This window comes from Streptosporangium sp. NPDC049248 (assembly GCF_040678965.1).
GTDB lineage: Bacteria > Actinomycetota > Actinomycetes > Streptosporangiales > Streptosporangiaceae > Streptosporangium > Streptosporangium fukuiense.
In genome coordinates, this window is the sequence record NZ_JBFAQY010000006.1 from 254165 (window position 1) to 268287 (window position 14123).

Here is a 14123-nt window from a genome sequence, read left to right on the forward strand (position 1 = left end):
GTTCGCGGGAGGTCACCGAGGGCGGGCATCCGCGATGCGCCGGCCTTCGGCAGCCGTCTTCAGCATGCGGAGCATGTCCTCGTGGCCCTCGCGGAGCTTGGCGCTGCTGTAGAAGAGCGTCAGCAGGGGGCCGGACATGGACTCCTCGATGGTCACGCGAGTTCGCCCGTTCTCGGTCGCGTCCAGCCGCATCCGGTCGATGGCCTTGATGTAGCCCATCGCGACACCGGTCCAGGTGAGTTCCCGCTCCGGCTCCACCACGGCGAAGGTCGACCTGATCGCCGATCCCCGGATGTTCCAGCGGAAGGTCGCGTCCGGCTTCATCTCGCCGAGCTCGACGACGTACGCGTCCGAGCGCCACTCCGGCCAGCCGTTCATGTCGGCGAGCAGCTTCCACACCTTTTCGGCGGGGGCGTCGATGACGATCGAGGTCGAGGACTTGACGGGCGCGTTCTCGTCGAGCCGCCCCTGCTTGGCGTACTCCTCGTGCAGGCGCTCGATCGGCGGGCCGGCGTAGAGAATCTTCATGACACTCCCTCGGAGCAGTGTTCCTTTGTGAGAGCAATGCTCTCGCTTGGCTGTGTGTGAGTCAAGAGCGTTGCTCTCGTTAATGAGCGGTGATCTGGACATGCGGGCTGCGTACCGCTTCCAGCCATGCGGAGGCGGTGCGCGCCGCGATCGACCTGGGCGGCGACACCTACGCCGGCGGCTGAGGCAGCGGTTCGCAAGCGTCTTCCAAGAGGGCTCTTCCATGATTGCTCTGAGAGGGGTGGTGGCGGTGAGGGGATGGAAGGCGCGTGCCGTCATGTGCCTGCTGGCGGCATCCGGGTGCGAGCTGGTGATCGCGGCGGTCGCCCTCGTTCTGCTGCCTCCCCTTCAGCGGGAGCTGGTGGCCGGCTACCGGCCCGGCTACGGCTTGGACGACTCCCTGGAGACAACGGTGAGCACTCTCCAGTGGTACATGTGGAGCTACGCCGTGGCCGGTGTGATCACACTGGCCATGGCGGCCCTGGTGTGGTGGCGGGCCGGAAGCGCGGGAGTGCGGGCCGTCGTGGTGCTGGGCCTCGGGCCGTACGCGGTGCTCTATCTTCTCTTCGGCCTGCTGGCACCGGAAACCGGCCTGCCGGCACGCCAGGAGCAGGTGGGCCGGTACTCGGACATGGTCCCGTGGCCGGCGGCCGCGGCCGCGCTCCTCTATCTCGCGGGGGCGATCCTGATCTTCCTCGCCAGGACCGCCCGCCGTTCCGGGCCTCCCCGCGCCGCGTCGTAGTAGATCGACGCCTACCGCGCTGTGCCGAAGACGAGCCGGACCAGCGAGCGGGCGACGATCTCCGGATCGTCGTGGGCGCTTTCCGGGAGAGCCCCGCTCATCCACAGGGCGGCGAAGCCGTGGGCGAGCGACCAGGCGGCGATCGTGGTCAACCGGTCCTGTTCCGGGTTCGGCGAGATCGTGCCGGCGCCGGTGACGAGCACATGGAAGGCGCGCTCGCGTGCGGATCTCACGCCGGGGTCATCGGTGCGGTAGAGCTCGGGGCGGAACATCACCTCGAAGTAGGGCCGGTGGTCGATGGCGAAGCGGATGTAGGCGACGCCGGCCTCCAGGATGTCGCCGGCCGTTCGCTCCAGCACGTCGGCGAACACCTCGAAACCTTCGGCGGCTACGGCGGTCAGCAGCCCCGTCTTGTCGCCGAAGTGGTGAGCGGGGGCGGCGTGCGAGACCCCCGCGCGGCGGGCCAGCTCGCGCAGGCTCCATCCGGCCGGCCCGGACTCGCCGATGGCCTCAAGGGCGGCGTCGATGATGGCGCGCCGCAGATTGCCGTGGTGGTAGACCGGCTGGTTGATCTGCCTCACCTCCGCACTTCGATCGTCTCCCGGTAACGGGCCCACCTTATCTTGACGTTGACAAGATGGCGAATCTCCCTCAATCTTGCCGATGACAAGATTGGCGGGCCAAGCCACTGCCACCGGAAGGCGGGCGGTGCCACGACCACCGCCAAATGATCATCGACCGACCGAAGGTGAGTTCTATGACCGTGATCGTTCTCGTCGTGGCCACACTGGGTTTCCGCCTGTTGGGCATGCTGCTCGGGCCGGCCCGCTTCGCCACCTGGCGGGTGAGCGCCGCGCACGGCCTGGCCGTCATGCTCGTGATGACGGCCGCTGCTCACTTCGTCCCGCCAGGCGTGACCTTCATGCCGAATCACGCCGACATGGTGGCCATGGTCCCCCCGTTCGTCCCGTTTCCCGCCCTCATGGTCTACCTGACCGGCATCCTGGAGCTGGCCGGGGCGGTGGGCCTCGTGCTTCCGGCCACCCGGCGGGCGGCCGGGATCTGCCTGGCCCTGCTGTTCGTGCTCATGCTCCCGGCCAACATCCACGCCGCGCTGGCCGGGGTGACCTTTGCGGGAGAGGCGGCGTCGCCGCTGTGGCAGCGCATCCCCGAGCAGGTTCTCTACATCGGCGTGGCGCTCTGGGCGGCGGGAGTCATGGGGGGACTCTCAGGCCGTACGACCTCCGCGAGCAGCGCGTCCACCGGGTCTTGAAGCGGGGCGAGCCGGGCGCGCGGACCGGCGCGATAGGACGGGCAAGGCGGCATGCGGCCAAGACCTGAATATGGTTGGCTGGGAGGAAGGCGGAAAGATAAGAGATTATGAGGATTCCGGCCTGCTTGTATCAAGCAGGTCAACAAAAAGTATCTTTGGTGCACGACGTTTCCTGGAGTGGCCATGATCACGACTTCGGCTAATGCCCCATCTATGTACGTTGCGGTTCGCGGCGCCTGCGATGGGCTTGCGGCACCGGCGTTGACCATCCGTCCCACCGCCTCCGGTCGACATTTCACAGACGTCCCTGCGCCCGGTGGTGAACAATGGACGGGGTCGTTCGCCGTCGGTGGTGGAGTAGTGGCCGCTACCACCCACGTTCCTGGTGACCCGGATTTCGTGCCGCGTCTCTACAAATTTCCGCTGACCAGCGAAGTCGACGCCGAATCTCAAATCCATCGGGTGCCGCTCCCATCGATGCGGTCATCTTTGATCTACGTGAGGGCGGTCTCACGGGACGGCGCTCTCGCTGTTCTGGTCGTCGATACAGACCAGAGCGGTCGTGAGGAGTGCTTCGCGGTTCCACTCACCGGTCACGGACCCGTGCGAATATTGCCGGCCCCGGAAATCATGTCGCATGTGTTCGATGTATCGGTTGGGCCGAAGAGTGAAGTCGTGCTCGCTGTGGCGGGCGCTCCAGGTGCTCCGCAGCACCGGCGAATTCTGCACCATGATCTCGGCGGTACGGCTTCGACATCCCCTGGCACTGTTCTCATCGAGGATGGTGACCACGGCATCTACCAGATCTATGCTGTGGACCTGTCCCCCGATGGGACCCTGCTGGCCGTGGCAGGTACTCGGGACGGTGGTGGCACGTTTGCGGTGTTGGTCATGCCGGTGGGCGGAGGAACCCTCCGCGAGCTATATCAGCGACCTGTTTCCTGGGCCGATCCTGTTGAGGTGGACCTTTCTTTCGACGGCACCGGCGAACATCTACTGGTAGGCCATGGGGACATCTGCTGGCTTGATATCTCTAACGGTACCTGTCGTGTGCTGACACGTTGCGATGAGGAGCACTGGATGCGCGTCGCATGGTGAGTTGATGCTGTTTTCGGGCATCGCGATCACCTGGATCCGGCTGGTCTCAGCACCTCCACGAGATCGTCCATCATCACGACGAACAGGCCAATTAACAAGCCAAATGCCATGGCCACGATGATGCCGTCCGGTTCAGGTCCGGCGGCTCCATGGTGTTCGACAAGTCCCGCCATTGCCGCGGATGTGAGCAGTACATTGCGAACTACATGGCGGGCCGAGTAGCGGGTCCCGTGCTTTCCGAAGCAGTGGCAGTGAGCGCCCTGGATCCGACGCATTACCAGTGTGAAGGCGAGTAATAGGGAGCCCGCCAGTAGGAAACCGAGAACGGCCGCCCATCGTACCCCGGCAAGGGATATGGCAAAAGCCAGGAGGGTCAGCCCTTCAAGGGCGGTCACCATGGCTGCGAGCAGCATCGATGTTCGCTCGGACGCGAACGACCGCAACGCCCCGGCGAACTCCTTTAGATTCCTCGCCTTTCCCACGCAGGAGACTGCGAAGATGGTCGACAGTAAAGTCATTGCGCCGACGGAAACATAACCCATCAGACGTTCATCTTCCGTATTACCGTGGCGACGACCCTGTCGGCCGAGATGAAACCGAGGTGCCGGGAATCCACGCTTCGGCGTCTGTTGTCCCCGAGAACGACGACATGGTTCGGAGGGACCAGCATGCCTTGGTCATTCCCCCTCATGACTCCAGGAACCAGCTGTCCAGGGACCGCGACGACTCTTTTGATAATGTTCATCGGCGGTCCTGGATTTTCACTGGGAGGGGCAGTGTCGATGACCACCACCTGGCCGGGATGGAGGTGTCGAGGAGAGCGTCGCCAAGCGAGTAGCCGGTCGCCTTCTATGTAGTTCGGTTCCATGCTCGGCCCTGTTACGGCAACTATCAAAAGCTTCCTCCGAAGGAGAAGAACGATGATGACTCCGAAGGAGGCCAGCAAGGGAACGCCGATCATAGATCGTCCTGATAGCCGACTGCCTGCATGGTGAACAGCCGGGAATAGTGGCCGTCGAGCTGTATCAAGTCATCGTGGCTGCCGAGTTCCGCTACGACTCCGTCGTCGAGAACGACAAGGATGTCAGCTTCCCTGACCGTGTTGAGACGATGAGAGATCAAAAGGCTCGTCTTGCCTGCACGGTGCTTCTTGAGTCGCATATGTAGCTCGTATTCGGCCTCGGCGTCCAGGCCCGAACTCGGCTCGTCGAGGATCAACAAATCGCGTTCGTCGCGAAGCAGGGCGCGGGCTATCGCGATGCGCTGCCCCTGCCCCCCGGACAGGTACACGCCTTCTGATTGCTCGTCCTCTTGAAAGAAGCTCCTTGTCATGAGGGTGTCGTAGCCACTGGGCAGGGCCTGCACCGCGTCGTTCACGCCGGCCCGCTCGGCGGCGTCCTTGATAGCGTGCCGATCTCCAATTCGGGCGAGGTCACCCACACCGATGTTCTCGGCCACGGAGAGGTCGTATTGCATAAAATCTTGGAATACTACGGAGATCCGGTTTCGTAGATCTGCCACGTCGACATTCCGCAGATCTACACCGTCCCAGGTGATCGTGCCCCGCACTGGGTCGTAGAAACGGCACAGAAGTTTGACCAGTGTGCTCTTACCGGACCCGTTCAAGCCGACCAGCCCGATACTGACGCCGCGCGGAATGGTGAGGTTAACCCCGCGCAGGATCCAAGGGTGATCGGGACCGTAACGAAACCAGACGTCTTTGAGTTCGATTTGGGCGGACAGTGGGGGAAGTTGTTGGTCCGCCCGAAGAGGGAGGTCCGGTTCTGCGCCAACCACATGTCGATAATGTGAAAACAACAGTAGATGCTGATGAGCCAAGCCGAGTTGGGCGACAAGGCCGCCGATCGCACCCTGCACACCGGCCATGGCGGCGACGAACATCAACACATCGCCGATCGTTAGCATTCCTGCGCGAGCCTGCATCATGGCCCAGACCAGTCCGGCCCCCGAAATCATCGCGGCGACGGCTCGCAGAGCGCCCTGCGTCAGCGTCTGGCGCTGTTCCAGGCGGCGTTTCTCTGCATTCGCCGTCCGGCGTTCCCCGAGCATGCGTTTGTGAAGAAATTCGCTGAGACCGTACAGGCGAACCTCTTTGGCGGCTTCGGTGCTGGACAACAGTTGACTATAGAAGAACTCGCGACGTTCTACGGGCCCTAGAGTCCACATCATCGCTGCCAGCCGTTTCGCCATAAGGATTTCGGCGAGTAGCGCGGGAAGCGAGCCCAGTAATGTCAGCGCGGCCATCAGGGGGCTGATGGACAGCAGTGCCCCCAGGAATCCGCCGGCCGTGATGAGTCCTCCCACCATCCCTAGGACCGCCTCACCGACCTGCCCGGGCGTCATACCGCCCGACTGAACGGCGAGCCTGAGGTGATCCAGAAAGGTGGGGTCTTCGAACCTCGCCAGTCCTGGTAACCGGCCGATCACGCCGTAGAGCCGGTCCTGTGCCCGCAGGCTGATCTGCCGGTCCAGTTCGGTTCCGGCGTACCCGCGGATGAGGGGGGTCAGGCTTGCCGCAAGCCCCAGGACGGCGAGAGCGAAGGCCAGGGCGATCACGGTCGTTGTCGTGTCCTTCGCGGCCAGCCCGTCCAGCGTAAGCTTGGTGATCCAGGTGGTCACCACCGGAATAGCGGCGGCGAACAGGCTCAGTACGACGATGGTGGCCGCCCAGGCGGGTCCGGCGTTCCACGCCATCCGCAACGCTGGAAGCAGTCCGACCCATGAAGATGATCGCCTCATGCCTCACGCAGCCTTCGCTGGAAGTCCGATCTGCACGACCCTGCGCTCGTTGAGCGTCATGACCACGGGTGTGCCGGTGATTGCGAACGCACTGCACACCGGCCCGCCGTACGGCTCGACCACGACATCGGCGAACTTCTCCGTGCGCGCGACCATGGGGTCGGCCTCGGCACTGCTGTTCGCCACTATCACGGCCAAGGCATTTCCGATGTTCACCTGAGCGAACTCCACAAAGGCGGGCAATTTCTCCTCGCACGGCTGGCAGCCCGGTGTGAAGAAACCGACTGTCGTGGTTCCGCGTAGCTGCGCGCCGGACAGCGACTTCCCTCTCGTGGTCGCGGTTTCGAAATCTCCTATGTCCTCGTCCGGCAAGAGCGGTTTGACGTCGGCCAACGCCGGATGTGACAAATTTAACCTGCGAATGATTCCGTAGGTGAGCAGGAGGTTCAGCAGGGCAAGTGCGAAAGTTAATACAATCAATGCGACTAGGAACACCATAGACCAGGCACCTTAGGGGCGGGGGATGGAGATGTGGACCGAATCGAGCTCGGCGGGCGGCTCTCCCGGGAAGGTATTGGTCAGCATGCTTGTGACAGTGTAGAGGTTCCAGGCCAGAGCGGGCTGCGTGACCGTGGGACCTGCGAAAAGGAGTTTTAATTCATCCGGACGGATGAGATCGGTGAGTGCGTCGGCCCGTTCCATTACGTATTCGCCGAGTATTGCCGACAACGTGGGACCCGGGCTTGTTCGCCAGTTCCATCCACTGCTCTTCTTTTTGCTGGAGACCGCTGCGGGTGCTGCCTTCGCAGTCGGTAGGAACCGTGACAAGAGCGATGGTGGACGGTCGGCGGCGAACCGCCACGGGGTGCCTTCGAGTGGGACGCTCCGTAGCACCGGGGCGAATTCACGTATGAGGCCGTAAACGACCTCCTCTGAATATCGCCACTGCTGTTCGAGTGCCAGGGCCTCGGGTACCACCCGGTTGTCCAGGAACGGCTGGATGGGATTACCTCGGCGTAACGATCCCACCCGTGCGCCGGCATGCCATCTACCCACCCGGTAGGTGATGTACATGTGATCGAGGACTTCCCAAGGATTTTCCTGTGCCCTTGCCATCCATGGTGTGGCAAGGGATCGGGCGTGCTCGTTCACTTCGTCAGTGAACAGCTTGTCATTCTTGAGGAAGAAGTCCTTGATGCGGCGCAGCATCGCCTTTTCGCTCGTGTTGTTCTGGCTGTAGAGGAACCCGCCTCTGAGGATCTCTCCACTCTGTCCAGACATAGTAAGTTTCGCGCTGTACGGAAGGTACTCGACAATGCTTTCGTAGGCAGAGGTCATGCCCTCGCACGTCTTGAGAACGTCATACGTGCGTTGTTGAGGATGCGGAATGACGACCGCGTCCTTCGCGACTGTTTGCGTTGGCGCGATGACGGTATGGTCGATGCCCAACTTCGCGGCAATCTGGCGAGCGATCACGACGTCAGGGTGATCGTCGAGGCCGTTTGTCGTAGCCCGGAAGGGGATCTTCGCTGCATGGAGGAGCGCTGCCATCAGCCGGCTGTCGCGGCCGCCGGTGAGCGCCAAGTTCACCGGCTCCGAAGCCGAGCGCAGTGGGGCGACGGCTGCCACAAGGGCCTCGCCGAGCTGGGCGACGGCCGCACGCTTGGCTCGGGGTGAGCCTGGCGCAGGTCGCGCTTGCGGCAGTGGTGTACCGGCGATCGTTCGGGTGCCGCCACGGACGACGATTGACGAAGAGGGGCCTAGGGCCTCAACGCCACGGTAGGGAGTCTCGTCGGAGAGAAAGTACCCCTGGCGAATCATGGACTGTAGGGCGAGCTCATTCCAGAGAATCGTTCCTCCCGTCGCGACGAGATGAACATGCAGCGCGCGGTTACCCACGATGTGCAGTTGTGGTGTCTCCGCATAGAAGACAGGGCAGGCACGAGTGCTCACCGTCACTGCCTGGACTTCTCCCGGCGCCACTCGGAAGGCGGAGAAGCATCCCCCCAGCGAGGCCGCCGCTCCTCCCAGGGAAGCGGCCGCCGCGAGCCTGGCGACATCCTTGGCCGCAGCCAGATGGCCGCTGATTCCCACGGCATGATCCGGTCCCTTGGAGATCAGGGGTAGACGTCCGGCGACTGATTCTTCGTTGGACCACGCCAACAAAGTCGTTTCTGCATCCCGCCACTCGTCAGCGGTAACCGTGTCGAGTGGAGCGGGAAACACATCACCGATCACGGACCGTGCAATGGAGATCGCGGTGGCAACGGGCGACTTCGGATTCTTCGAGATCAGTGCCATAAAGACGCGCAAAGTTGTTCCAATCAGGAGCGGAATATGTTTCGCCCGGCGTGGATCTCCTCATCTTCAAGGTATGAGGAGATCCCAGGCTGGTCATCCGCCGGGTTGTGCTACCAGCCGCAGGCGTAATAGGCCCAACTGGTACAGCTGATCAGCTTGCCGCTGTCCATATAGGTGCAGGTGCGTACCTGCCGCCACCGGTTACCGTACGAGTCGCAACCGGAGCCCGCAGTACCCTGAATGTACTGGAACTGCGTCCGGGTGTAGGTGGCAGCCGCTCGCGTATGCGGCACGAACAGCGCCAACGCCTTGTCGGCCAATTTCTGGAGCATCACATCTTCTCCATCTCTGATCAGCTGTCCCAGGGTGGGACGGCTTCGCAAAATGGAGATTACTCGGAAATGCCGACAATCATAGATCGTTGGTTTCTTGTTTTTGTCCGGGACCGTCCCGGACAATTTACTGATCAGTTATCCTGGTGGCCTTCATGGCGACCGCCTTACGAGCCTCGACCCAGTCTCTGACATCTTCCGAGCTGCATCCACATGCCTTAACGAATGCAATGACAAGCGGCTCCTTCGGCAGGCGAAGGTAGGTTAGCGCGGCGGCCAGTGTGCTTCGTGGAAGGGTTTCACCGATACTCTGTGCCCGACGTTCGAGTTGTCGTAGCGTGGATCCGGACCACGCTTTGAGCTGGCGCATTCTCAACACGAATTCTCTAGCCGTCCTCGGCTCCTCGATCCTTGGACAGTTGCTCGCTGAAGTCATTGGACTCCTTGCCGATGACTTACCGATGGGCGTTGGCCGAGTCGATCAACGAGAAAGATTGGAATTCTCATGATTGACCGGTGTCGACCAGGACGGAGTGAGGTGAGGGCCTTCGTGGCGCCCGGAATGGACGCACCGATCCAGCAGGCCCTCACCCTCCGGTAGCTTCAGGTCCCCGATCCTGGGGTCAAGAGCTGTGAATCACATCCGGTCTCTAGGCGGGATTGACGCACAGCACCCAGTTCTCGGGGAGTACCTTCGGTACGTTGCAGTAAGTTGTCTTCGTCTTGGAGCTGCCGTCCCGGAACCATTTCAAGGTGACGGTTCCATGGAACCACCATCCGGTGAAGCTGTGGCAACTATCGACCGGATCGAGGTATCCCGTTGTGCTTGCAGTCGTGCCCGACTGGCTTGTCCCGGTGATTTTTACGGCGGTGTAGAAGGCCTGATCATCGCAAGCGCGGACCTGCTGGCCGTTGGTCCCTAAAGTCTGTACAAGATCCGCGGAGGCGGCGCCGGTTGTCGCCGTGACGACAGCCCCTACAGTGAGGATGCCGATCACGGTGCGTCGGATGGCCATGTGTGACAGATGAGAAGCCATGGCAATTCCCTTCAGTATGGGAGGATTCAGGTTCGCCCCGGTCCGGGAGTTCGGCGAACCGCGTTGCCTTGATCGCGAAACCTTCATTTGCTGTGCGTGAGCAGGACGACCCGGCGGCGCTGGGCGCGGAGCGCATTGTGGATGTCGGATCGACGGACCGCCGGCCGGTTGTTTGACTGCGGTGAGAATGCCGGTGCCGTCATAGCCGGGGTCTGCCAGTGCGTGTCCTTTCGGTAGTCGCCGGTCAGGCCGTGAATGAGATGCGTGTGGCTCTGGATCGCCCGGCCGGGCCCTTTGTGCTTGTTCTATGAGCATGCCGGGAACCGGTTAGGATGTCGTTGGCGTTTCTTGCGCGGTTCTTGTCAATTTGCGCACGGCGTCGTCGTGCCGGGTCAGGTGCCGGTAGTCGCGGGGGGATGTGTCGTACGCGGCGCGAAAGACCTTGCTGAAGTGCGCGCCGTCGATGAAGCCCCAGCGGGTGGCGATGGTCTGAATCGGACGAGAGCCCAGGGCGGGATCGGCCAGGTCGCGGCGGCACTGCTCCAGACGGCACCGGCGGATCCAGGCCGCGACGGTCATGCCGTGGTCCTGGAACAGCTTGTACAGGTGCCGGGTGGAGATCTGGTGAGCGGCCGCGATGAGATCCGCGGTCAGGGCCGGGTCGCCGAGGCGGTCGCGGATGAAACGATGGACCTGGGCCAGCAGGGCCCGCTGCCGCGCCTCGGGCGACAGGCAGGCGGTGGCGTCGAGCTGGTGGGCGCAGCCGGCCGCGATCAGGTCCAGCGTGATGCCGCCCAGGGCGGTGGTGTCGGCCTCGGTGTAGTCTTCGGCGTTTCTCATCAGCTCGAACAGGTGGCCGGCCAGTACGGCGCCGATCCCGCCGCGGGCGGAGAACGGCACCGTGGCGAGCCGGCCGACGGTGCTGGAGCGCAGGCCCAGCGAAGCCCGGGGGAACTGGATGACCACGGTCTCGCTCCTGCCGTCCTGCGCCGATCGCCGTCCCAGGTAGGGGTGAGAGGAGTCGACGAGAATGAACTGCCCGGCATCGAACACGGCTTCCCGGCCGCCCTGCGCCAGCGTGCCGCCGCCCCTGACGATGAGATGGAGCTGGTACGACTCCGGATCGCACTGCCGGACGAGCTTGGCGGTCCGCTCCGACCACAGCGCCGGGTGGGTCAGCGTCGACACCTGCGCCTCGCCGAGGTTCAGCACCCGCACCGAAGCCTGGAAATCGACTCCGCCGTCGATGCGAACCCAGGAAGGAATGTGAGTCTGCGATGCCACCTCGAACCAGCAGGAAAAGCGGTCTTCTGGAGCCAGATTATCTGTCCGCAATTCCGTGACTACCATCCGTGTGCCTCCTGTAATCCAGGACCACCAATATCGCCAAGTATGGTTGACCGCAGTCATGGTGCTTGTCCAGCAGATGGGGAAACATTCCTGAAAGTATGCCTGATGTTTTTTGCCGCTGGAGCGGATAGGCGTAAGCATTTACCAGCGATAAGTCGCCACGGGTTACCCCGAGGCCACCATGGGTGACGCTTTGATCTTACATGAATTTGTGTTAAGAAAATTTCAGAGTAGAGTTCGACCCGCCTGGACCGAGACAGGTGTCGGCGCTTGCCCTCCATTGGGATGATCTCGGCAAGATCAATAGGACGGTTGTGATTCGATGCTTTCAAAGCGACGCCGACAGACATGAATCGAGATGGATCGCGATGTCCCTGAAATAGGTATGGAGCTTCCGATGGAAGAGGTCTCGGCACAGGTCTTCTCCAGTCAGGAAAGCCTCATATGATCACCTGTCGTGCCACGCTCGGTGCCCCTTGGGAACTGGTTTGCACCTCTCTCTAGGGGACTTTCAGGCCGTACGGCCTCCGCGAGCAGCGTGTCCACCACGCTTTAAATCGTTCGGCGAGCAGTGCTTCCCCGCCCGGGCGAACGGCGGGCCTGCTGGCGTTGATGCTGCTGACCGAGGCGCGAGGCGCGGCGCGTACCGGCCCCGACGGCGCGCTCGTGCCGCTGGCGGAGCAGGACCGGTCCCGCTGGGACACCGCGACCATCGCGGAGGGAACCGGCATCATCACCCGTACGTTGGCGACTCGCCCGCTCGGCCCGTACCAGGTTCAGGCCGCCATCGCGGCGGTACACGACGAGGCGCCGTCGGCCGAGGCCACCGACTGGCGGCAGATCCTGGCGCTGTACGAGATCCTGGAGCGCCTGAGTCCCAACCCCGTCACCACCCTCAACCGGGCGGTCGCGCTGGCGATGGCGCACGGACCGCACGCCGGACTGGCGCTGTTGGACGAGCTGGAATCCGGGGTGCTCGCCGGCCATCATCGACTGCTGGCCGTCCGCGCCCACCTGCTCGACCAGGCCGGGGAGACCGCCGCCGCGGCCTCGGCCTACCGGGAGGCCGCACGTCTGGCCGGCAGCCGGCCTGAGCAGCGGTTTCTCCTGCAGCGCGCGGCCCGCTGCGCGACCACGTCCGGTAGTCGGCCTGAGCGGTAGCCGCGCCGCCCGCCGCGTGAGGTGAACCGAGTCGCGGAAAAACATCCGTGCGGGCAGGTAGAAATCCGGTCCGCGGCTCCGACTCTCTCCTGAGCGGGCCCCATCGGGGGGCCGCCGGAACGGGAGCGAAGCGATATGACAAAGGTGACGGCACAGATGTCGGTGTCAGCGGGACGAGCTTCACCCCTGGCCGCGCTGTGGACGCTGTTCCACCAGTACAAGGCGCGGTTCGGCCCGGTGGAAGGACGCGATTTCCGTGCCCGCGCCGCCGAGGCCGGGCGAGCATGGGTGAGCACCGCCTCAAGCCGGTAGGGGCGTAGGAAGCGCGTATGAGCGCACCGACCCACGACCGCCGGAGGCCCGCATGCCGAACCGGACACTGTTCCCCCTGCCATCCGGCAGGCGCCGACAGGAAGCCGGCAGAGATCGACAGGGGCCGACATTCCTCGAATGTCGGCCCCTGTGTTCTTCGTCCGAAGCTTCGGCGCGGTCAGCCGCGCAGGGCGGCGGTGAGCTCGTCGGTGCGGGCCCGGCTGCCCCAGAACCACTCCACGTGGGCGTCGCGCCGTTGCTCCCCCAGCCAGTCGTCGAAGATCCGCCTTTCGACGAACTCGCGGGTCAGCTCGTCGAGCACCGCGGGCTCGACGGCCAGTACACGTGCCACGCAGAGGCCGCCGTCCGGCAGTCGAGCGGGTCCGAGCACCTGGCCTTCCCGCGCGTCGGCGGCCGGTGCGCCGAAAAGCGCGACCAGGTCGTCCCTGCTGTTGGCCTCCATCCGGCAGGTGGCCAGGCCGACCAGTACCTCCTGTGCCGCCAGCGTGACCGGGTCGCCGTCCCGCAGGAGCGCGGCGGCGGCGTCGGCTCGTTCGGGGTCGGCGTACCGCAGTCTGATCACGCGCAGCCGGTCGAACTCCCCGCGGTGGGCGGCGAAGAACTCCTCGGCCCGCCCTTCGACCACCTCTCGGCGCAGGTCCGCGACCGCGGCCTCGTTCGTCACGATCTCCTCGAGGCGGGCGTGGCTCAGGCCGCGCTCGGTCATCCACCGTCGCATCACTTCTGTGGTCAGCAGTCCTCGCGCCCGGCGGAAGGCGTCCATGGCCTGCTGGAGCCTTTCGTCGGACAGATCCGTCTGCCGGGTGGCCAGGGCCTGCTCGACCAGGGCGGCGTTCACCAGCTGCCGGGCCAGGCCGGTGTCCTCCAACAGCACGTCCAGGGTCGTGACGGTCCGTTCCATGGTCATGTCGACGCCGTTCACGCGTACGACGAGCTGCTCGCCGGAACGCTGGCCGCCGCGCAGCGGCCAGGGGATCGTCCGGTTCGGGGCGTAGGCCAGCGAGACGGTCCCCTCGGTCGAGGGGAACAGCAGGTCGTAGTGGTATTCGTCGGTGGCGGCCTCCCGCTGCCACAGCAGCCGCATGGGTACTCGCGGGTGGCGGGCGCGTAGATCCGACAGCCGGTCGCGGGCGGACTCGGGCGAGGCGTCGTCGAGCCCGCGCAGCCATTCCAGGGCGTCGCCGAGAAGCTCGGAGGGCACCATCGGG

16 protein-coding genes are annotated in these 14123 nt (G+C 64.0%); 4 read left to right on the top strand and 12 right to left on the bottom strand.

Annotation, left to right across the window (positions count from 1 at the left end; genetic code table 11):
- Positions 1-12: 12 nt before the first annotated feature.
- Entirely contained in the window at positions 13-528 is a 516-nt protein-coding gene (locus tag AB0K21_RS14675; protein ID WP_364150031.1) for an SRPBCC domain-containing protein, read from the bottom strand.
- Between the two features lie 223 nt (positions 529-751).
- Here AB0K21_RS14675 and AB0K21_RS14680 point away from each other — a divergent pair, with 223 nt between their 5' ends.
- On the top strand, positions 752-1270 hold the full coding sequence (locus AB0K21_RS14680; protein WP_364150034.1) for a hypothetical protein: 519 nt from the start codon (positions 752-754) through the stop codon (positions 1268-1270).
- Positions 1271-1281: 11 nt separating this feature from the next.
- Here the strand turns inward: AB0K21_RS14680 and AB0K21_RS14685 are convergent, their stop codons facing one another.
- Together AB0K21_RS14685 and AB0K21_RS14690 are read right to left on the bottom strand one after the other, a co-directional pair.
- The gene (locus AB0K21_RS14685; RefSeq protein WP_343965611.1) at positions 1282-1851 is read right to left on the bottom strand and encodes a TetR/AcrR family transcriptional regulator; all 570 of its coding nucleotides are present in this window, start codon (positions 1849-1851) and stop codon (positions 1282-1284) included.
- Between the two features lie 406 nt (positions 1852-2257).
- Complete coding sequence (locus AB0K21_RS14690) at positions 2258-2437, bottom strand: hypothetical protein (protein ID WP_364150037.1); 180 nt, start codon at positions 2435-2437, stop codon at positions 2258-2260.
- Between the two features lie 289 nt (positions 2438-2726).
- Here AB0K21_RS14690 and AB0K21_RS14695 point away from each other — a divergent pair, with 289 nt between their 5' ends.
- Complete coding sequence (locus AB0K21_RS14695; protein ID WP_364150040.1) at positions 2727-3641, top strand: hypothetical protein; 915 nt, start codon at positions 2727-2729, stop codon at positions 3639-3641.
- Between the two features lie 26 nt (positions 3642-3667).
- On the opposite strand, the gene AB0K21_RS14700 is transcribed toward AB0K21_RS14695, so the two are convergent.
- The 8 genes from AB0K21_RS14700 to AB0K21_RS14735 all read right to left on the bottom strand — a co-directional run bounded on the left by AB0K21_RS14700 (position 3668) and on the right by AB0K21_RS14735 (position 11355).
- Positions 3668-4183, bottom strand: coding sequence for a MauE/DoxX family redox-associated membrane protein (locus AB0K21_RS14700; RefSeq protein ID WP_364150043.1), 516 nt, complete (start codon positions 4181-4183; stop codon positions 3668-3670).
- Positions 4183-4602, bottom strand: coding sequence for a S26 family signal peptidase (locus AB0K21_RS14705; protein ID WP_364150046.1), 420 nt, complete (start codon positions 4600-4602; stop codon positions 4183-4185). The genes AB0K21_RS14700 and AB0K21_RS14705 overlap by 1 nt, the downstream gene beginning before the upstream one ends.
- Positions 4599-6356, bottom strand: coding sequence for an ABC transporter ATP-binding protein (locus tag AB0K21_RS14710; protein WP_343965621.1), 1758 nt, complete (start codon positions 6354-6356; stop codon positions 4599-4601). Before AB0K21_RS14710 ends, AB0K21_RS14705 begins: the two co-directional genes overlap by 4 nt.
- Before the next feature lie 48 nt (positions 6357-6404).
- On the bottom strand, positions 6405-6899 hold the full coding sequence (locus AB0K21_RS14715) for a hypothetical protein (protein ID WP_364150049.1): 495 nt from the start codon (positions 6897-6899) through the stop codon (positions 6405-6407).
- 12 nt (positions 6900-6911) lie between these two features.
- Entirely contained in the window at positions 6912-8702 is a 1791-nt protein-coding gene (locus AB0K21_RS14720; RefSeq protein ID WP_364150052.1) for an asparagine synthase-related protein, read from the bottom strand.
- Between the two features lie 110 nt (positions 8703-8812).
- Complete coding sequence (locus AB0K21_RS14725; RefSeq protein ID WP_364150055.1) at positions 8813-9034, bottom strand: hypothetical protein; 222 nt, start codon at positions 9032-9034, stop codon at positions 8813-8815.
- Positions 9035-9684: 650 nt separating this feature from the next.
- Positions 9685-10071 carry a hypothetical protein gene (locus tag AB0K21_RS14730; RefSeq protein WP_343965628.1) on the bottom strand — a complete coding sequence of 129 codons (387 nt, stop codon included), beginning with the start codon at positions 10069-10071 and terminating at the stop codon, positions 9685-9687.
- 327 nt (positions 10072-10398) lie between these two features.
- Positions 10399-11355, bottom strand: a complete 957-nt coding sequence (locus AB0K21_RS14735; protein WP_364150058.1) for a helix-turn-helix domain-containing protein — start codon at positions 11353-11355, stop codon at positions 10399-10401.
- Positions 11356-12033: 678 nt separating this feature from the next.
- Here AB0K21_RS14735 and AB0K21_RS14740 point away from each other — a divergent pair.
- A complete protein-coding gene (locus tag AB0K21_RS14740) occupies positions 12034-12582 on the top strand; it encodes a DUF6596 domain-containing protein (protein WP_364150061.1) in 549 nt (182 codons plus the stop codon).
- 156 nt (positions 12583-12738) lie between these two features.
- Positions 12739-12894, top strand: coding sequence for a hypothetical protein (locus AB0K21_RS14745; RefSeq protein WP_364150064.1), 156 nt, complete (start codon positions 12739-12741; stop codon positions 12892-12894).
- Between the two features lie 178 nt (positions 12895-13072).
- Here AB0K21_RS14745 and AB0K21_RS14750 read toward each other — a convergent pair whose 3' ends face one another.
- Positions 13073-14119: a TIGR04500 family putative peptide maturation system protein gene (locus AB0K21_RS14750; protein ID WP_364150329.1), complete on the bottom strand. Its 1047-nt coding sequence runs from the start codon at positions 14117-14119 to the stop codon at positions 13073-13075.
- Positions 14120-14123: the final 4 nt, after the last annotated feature.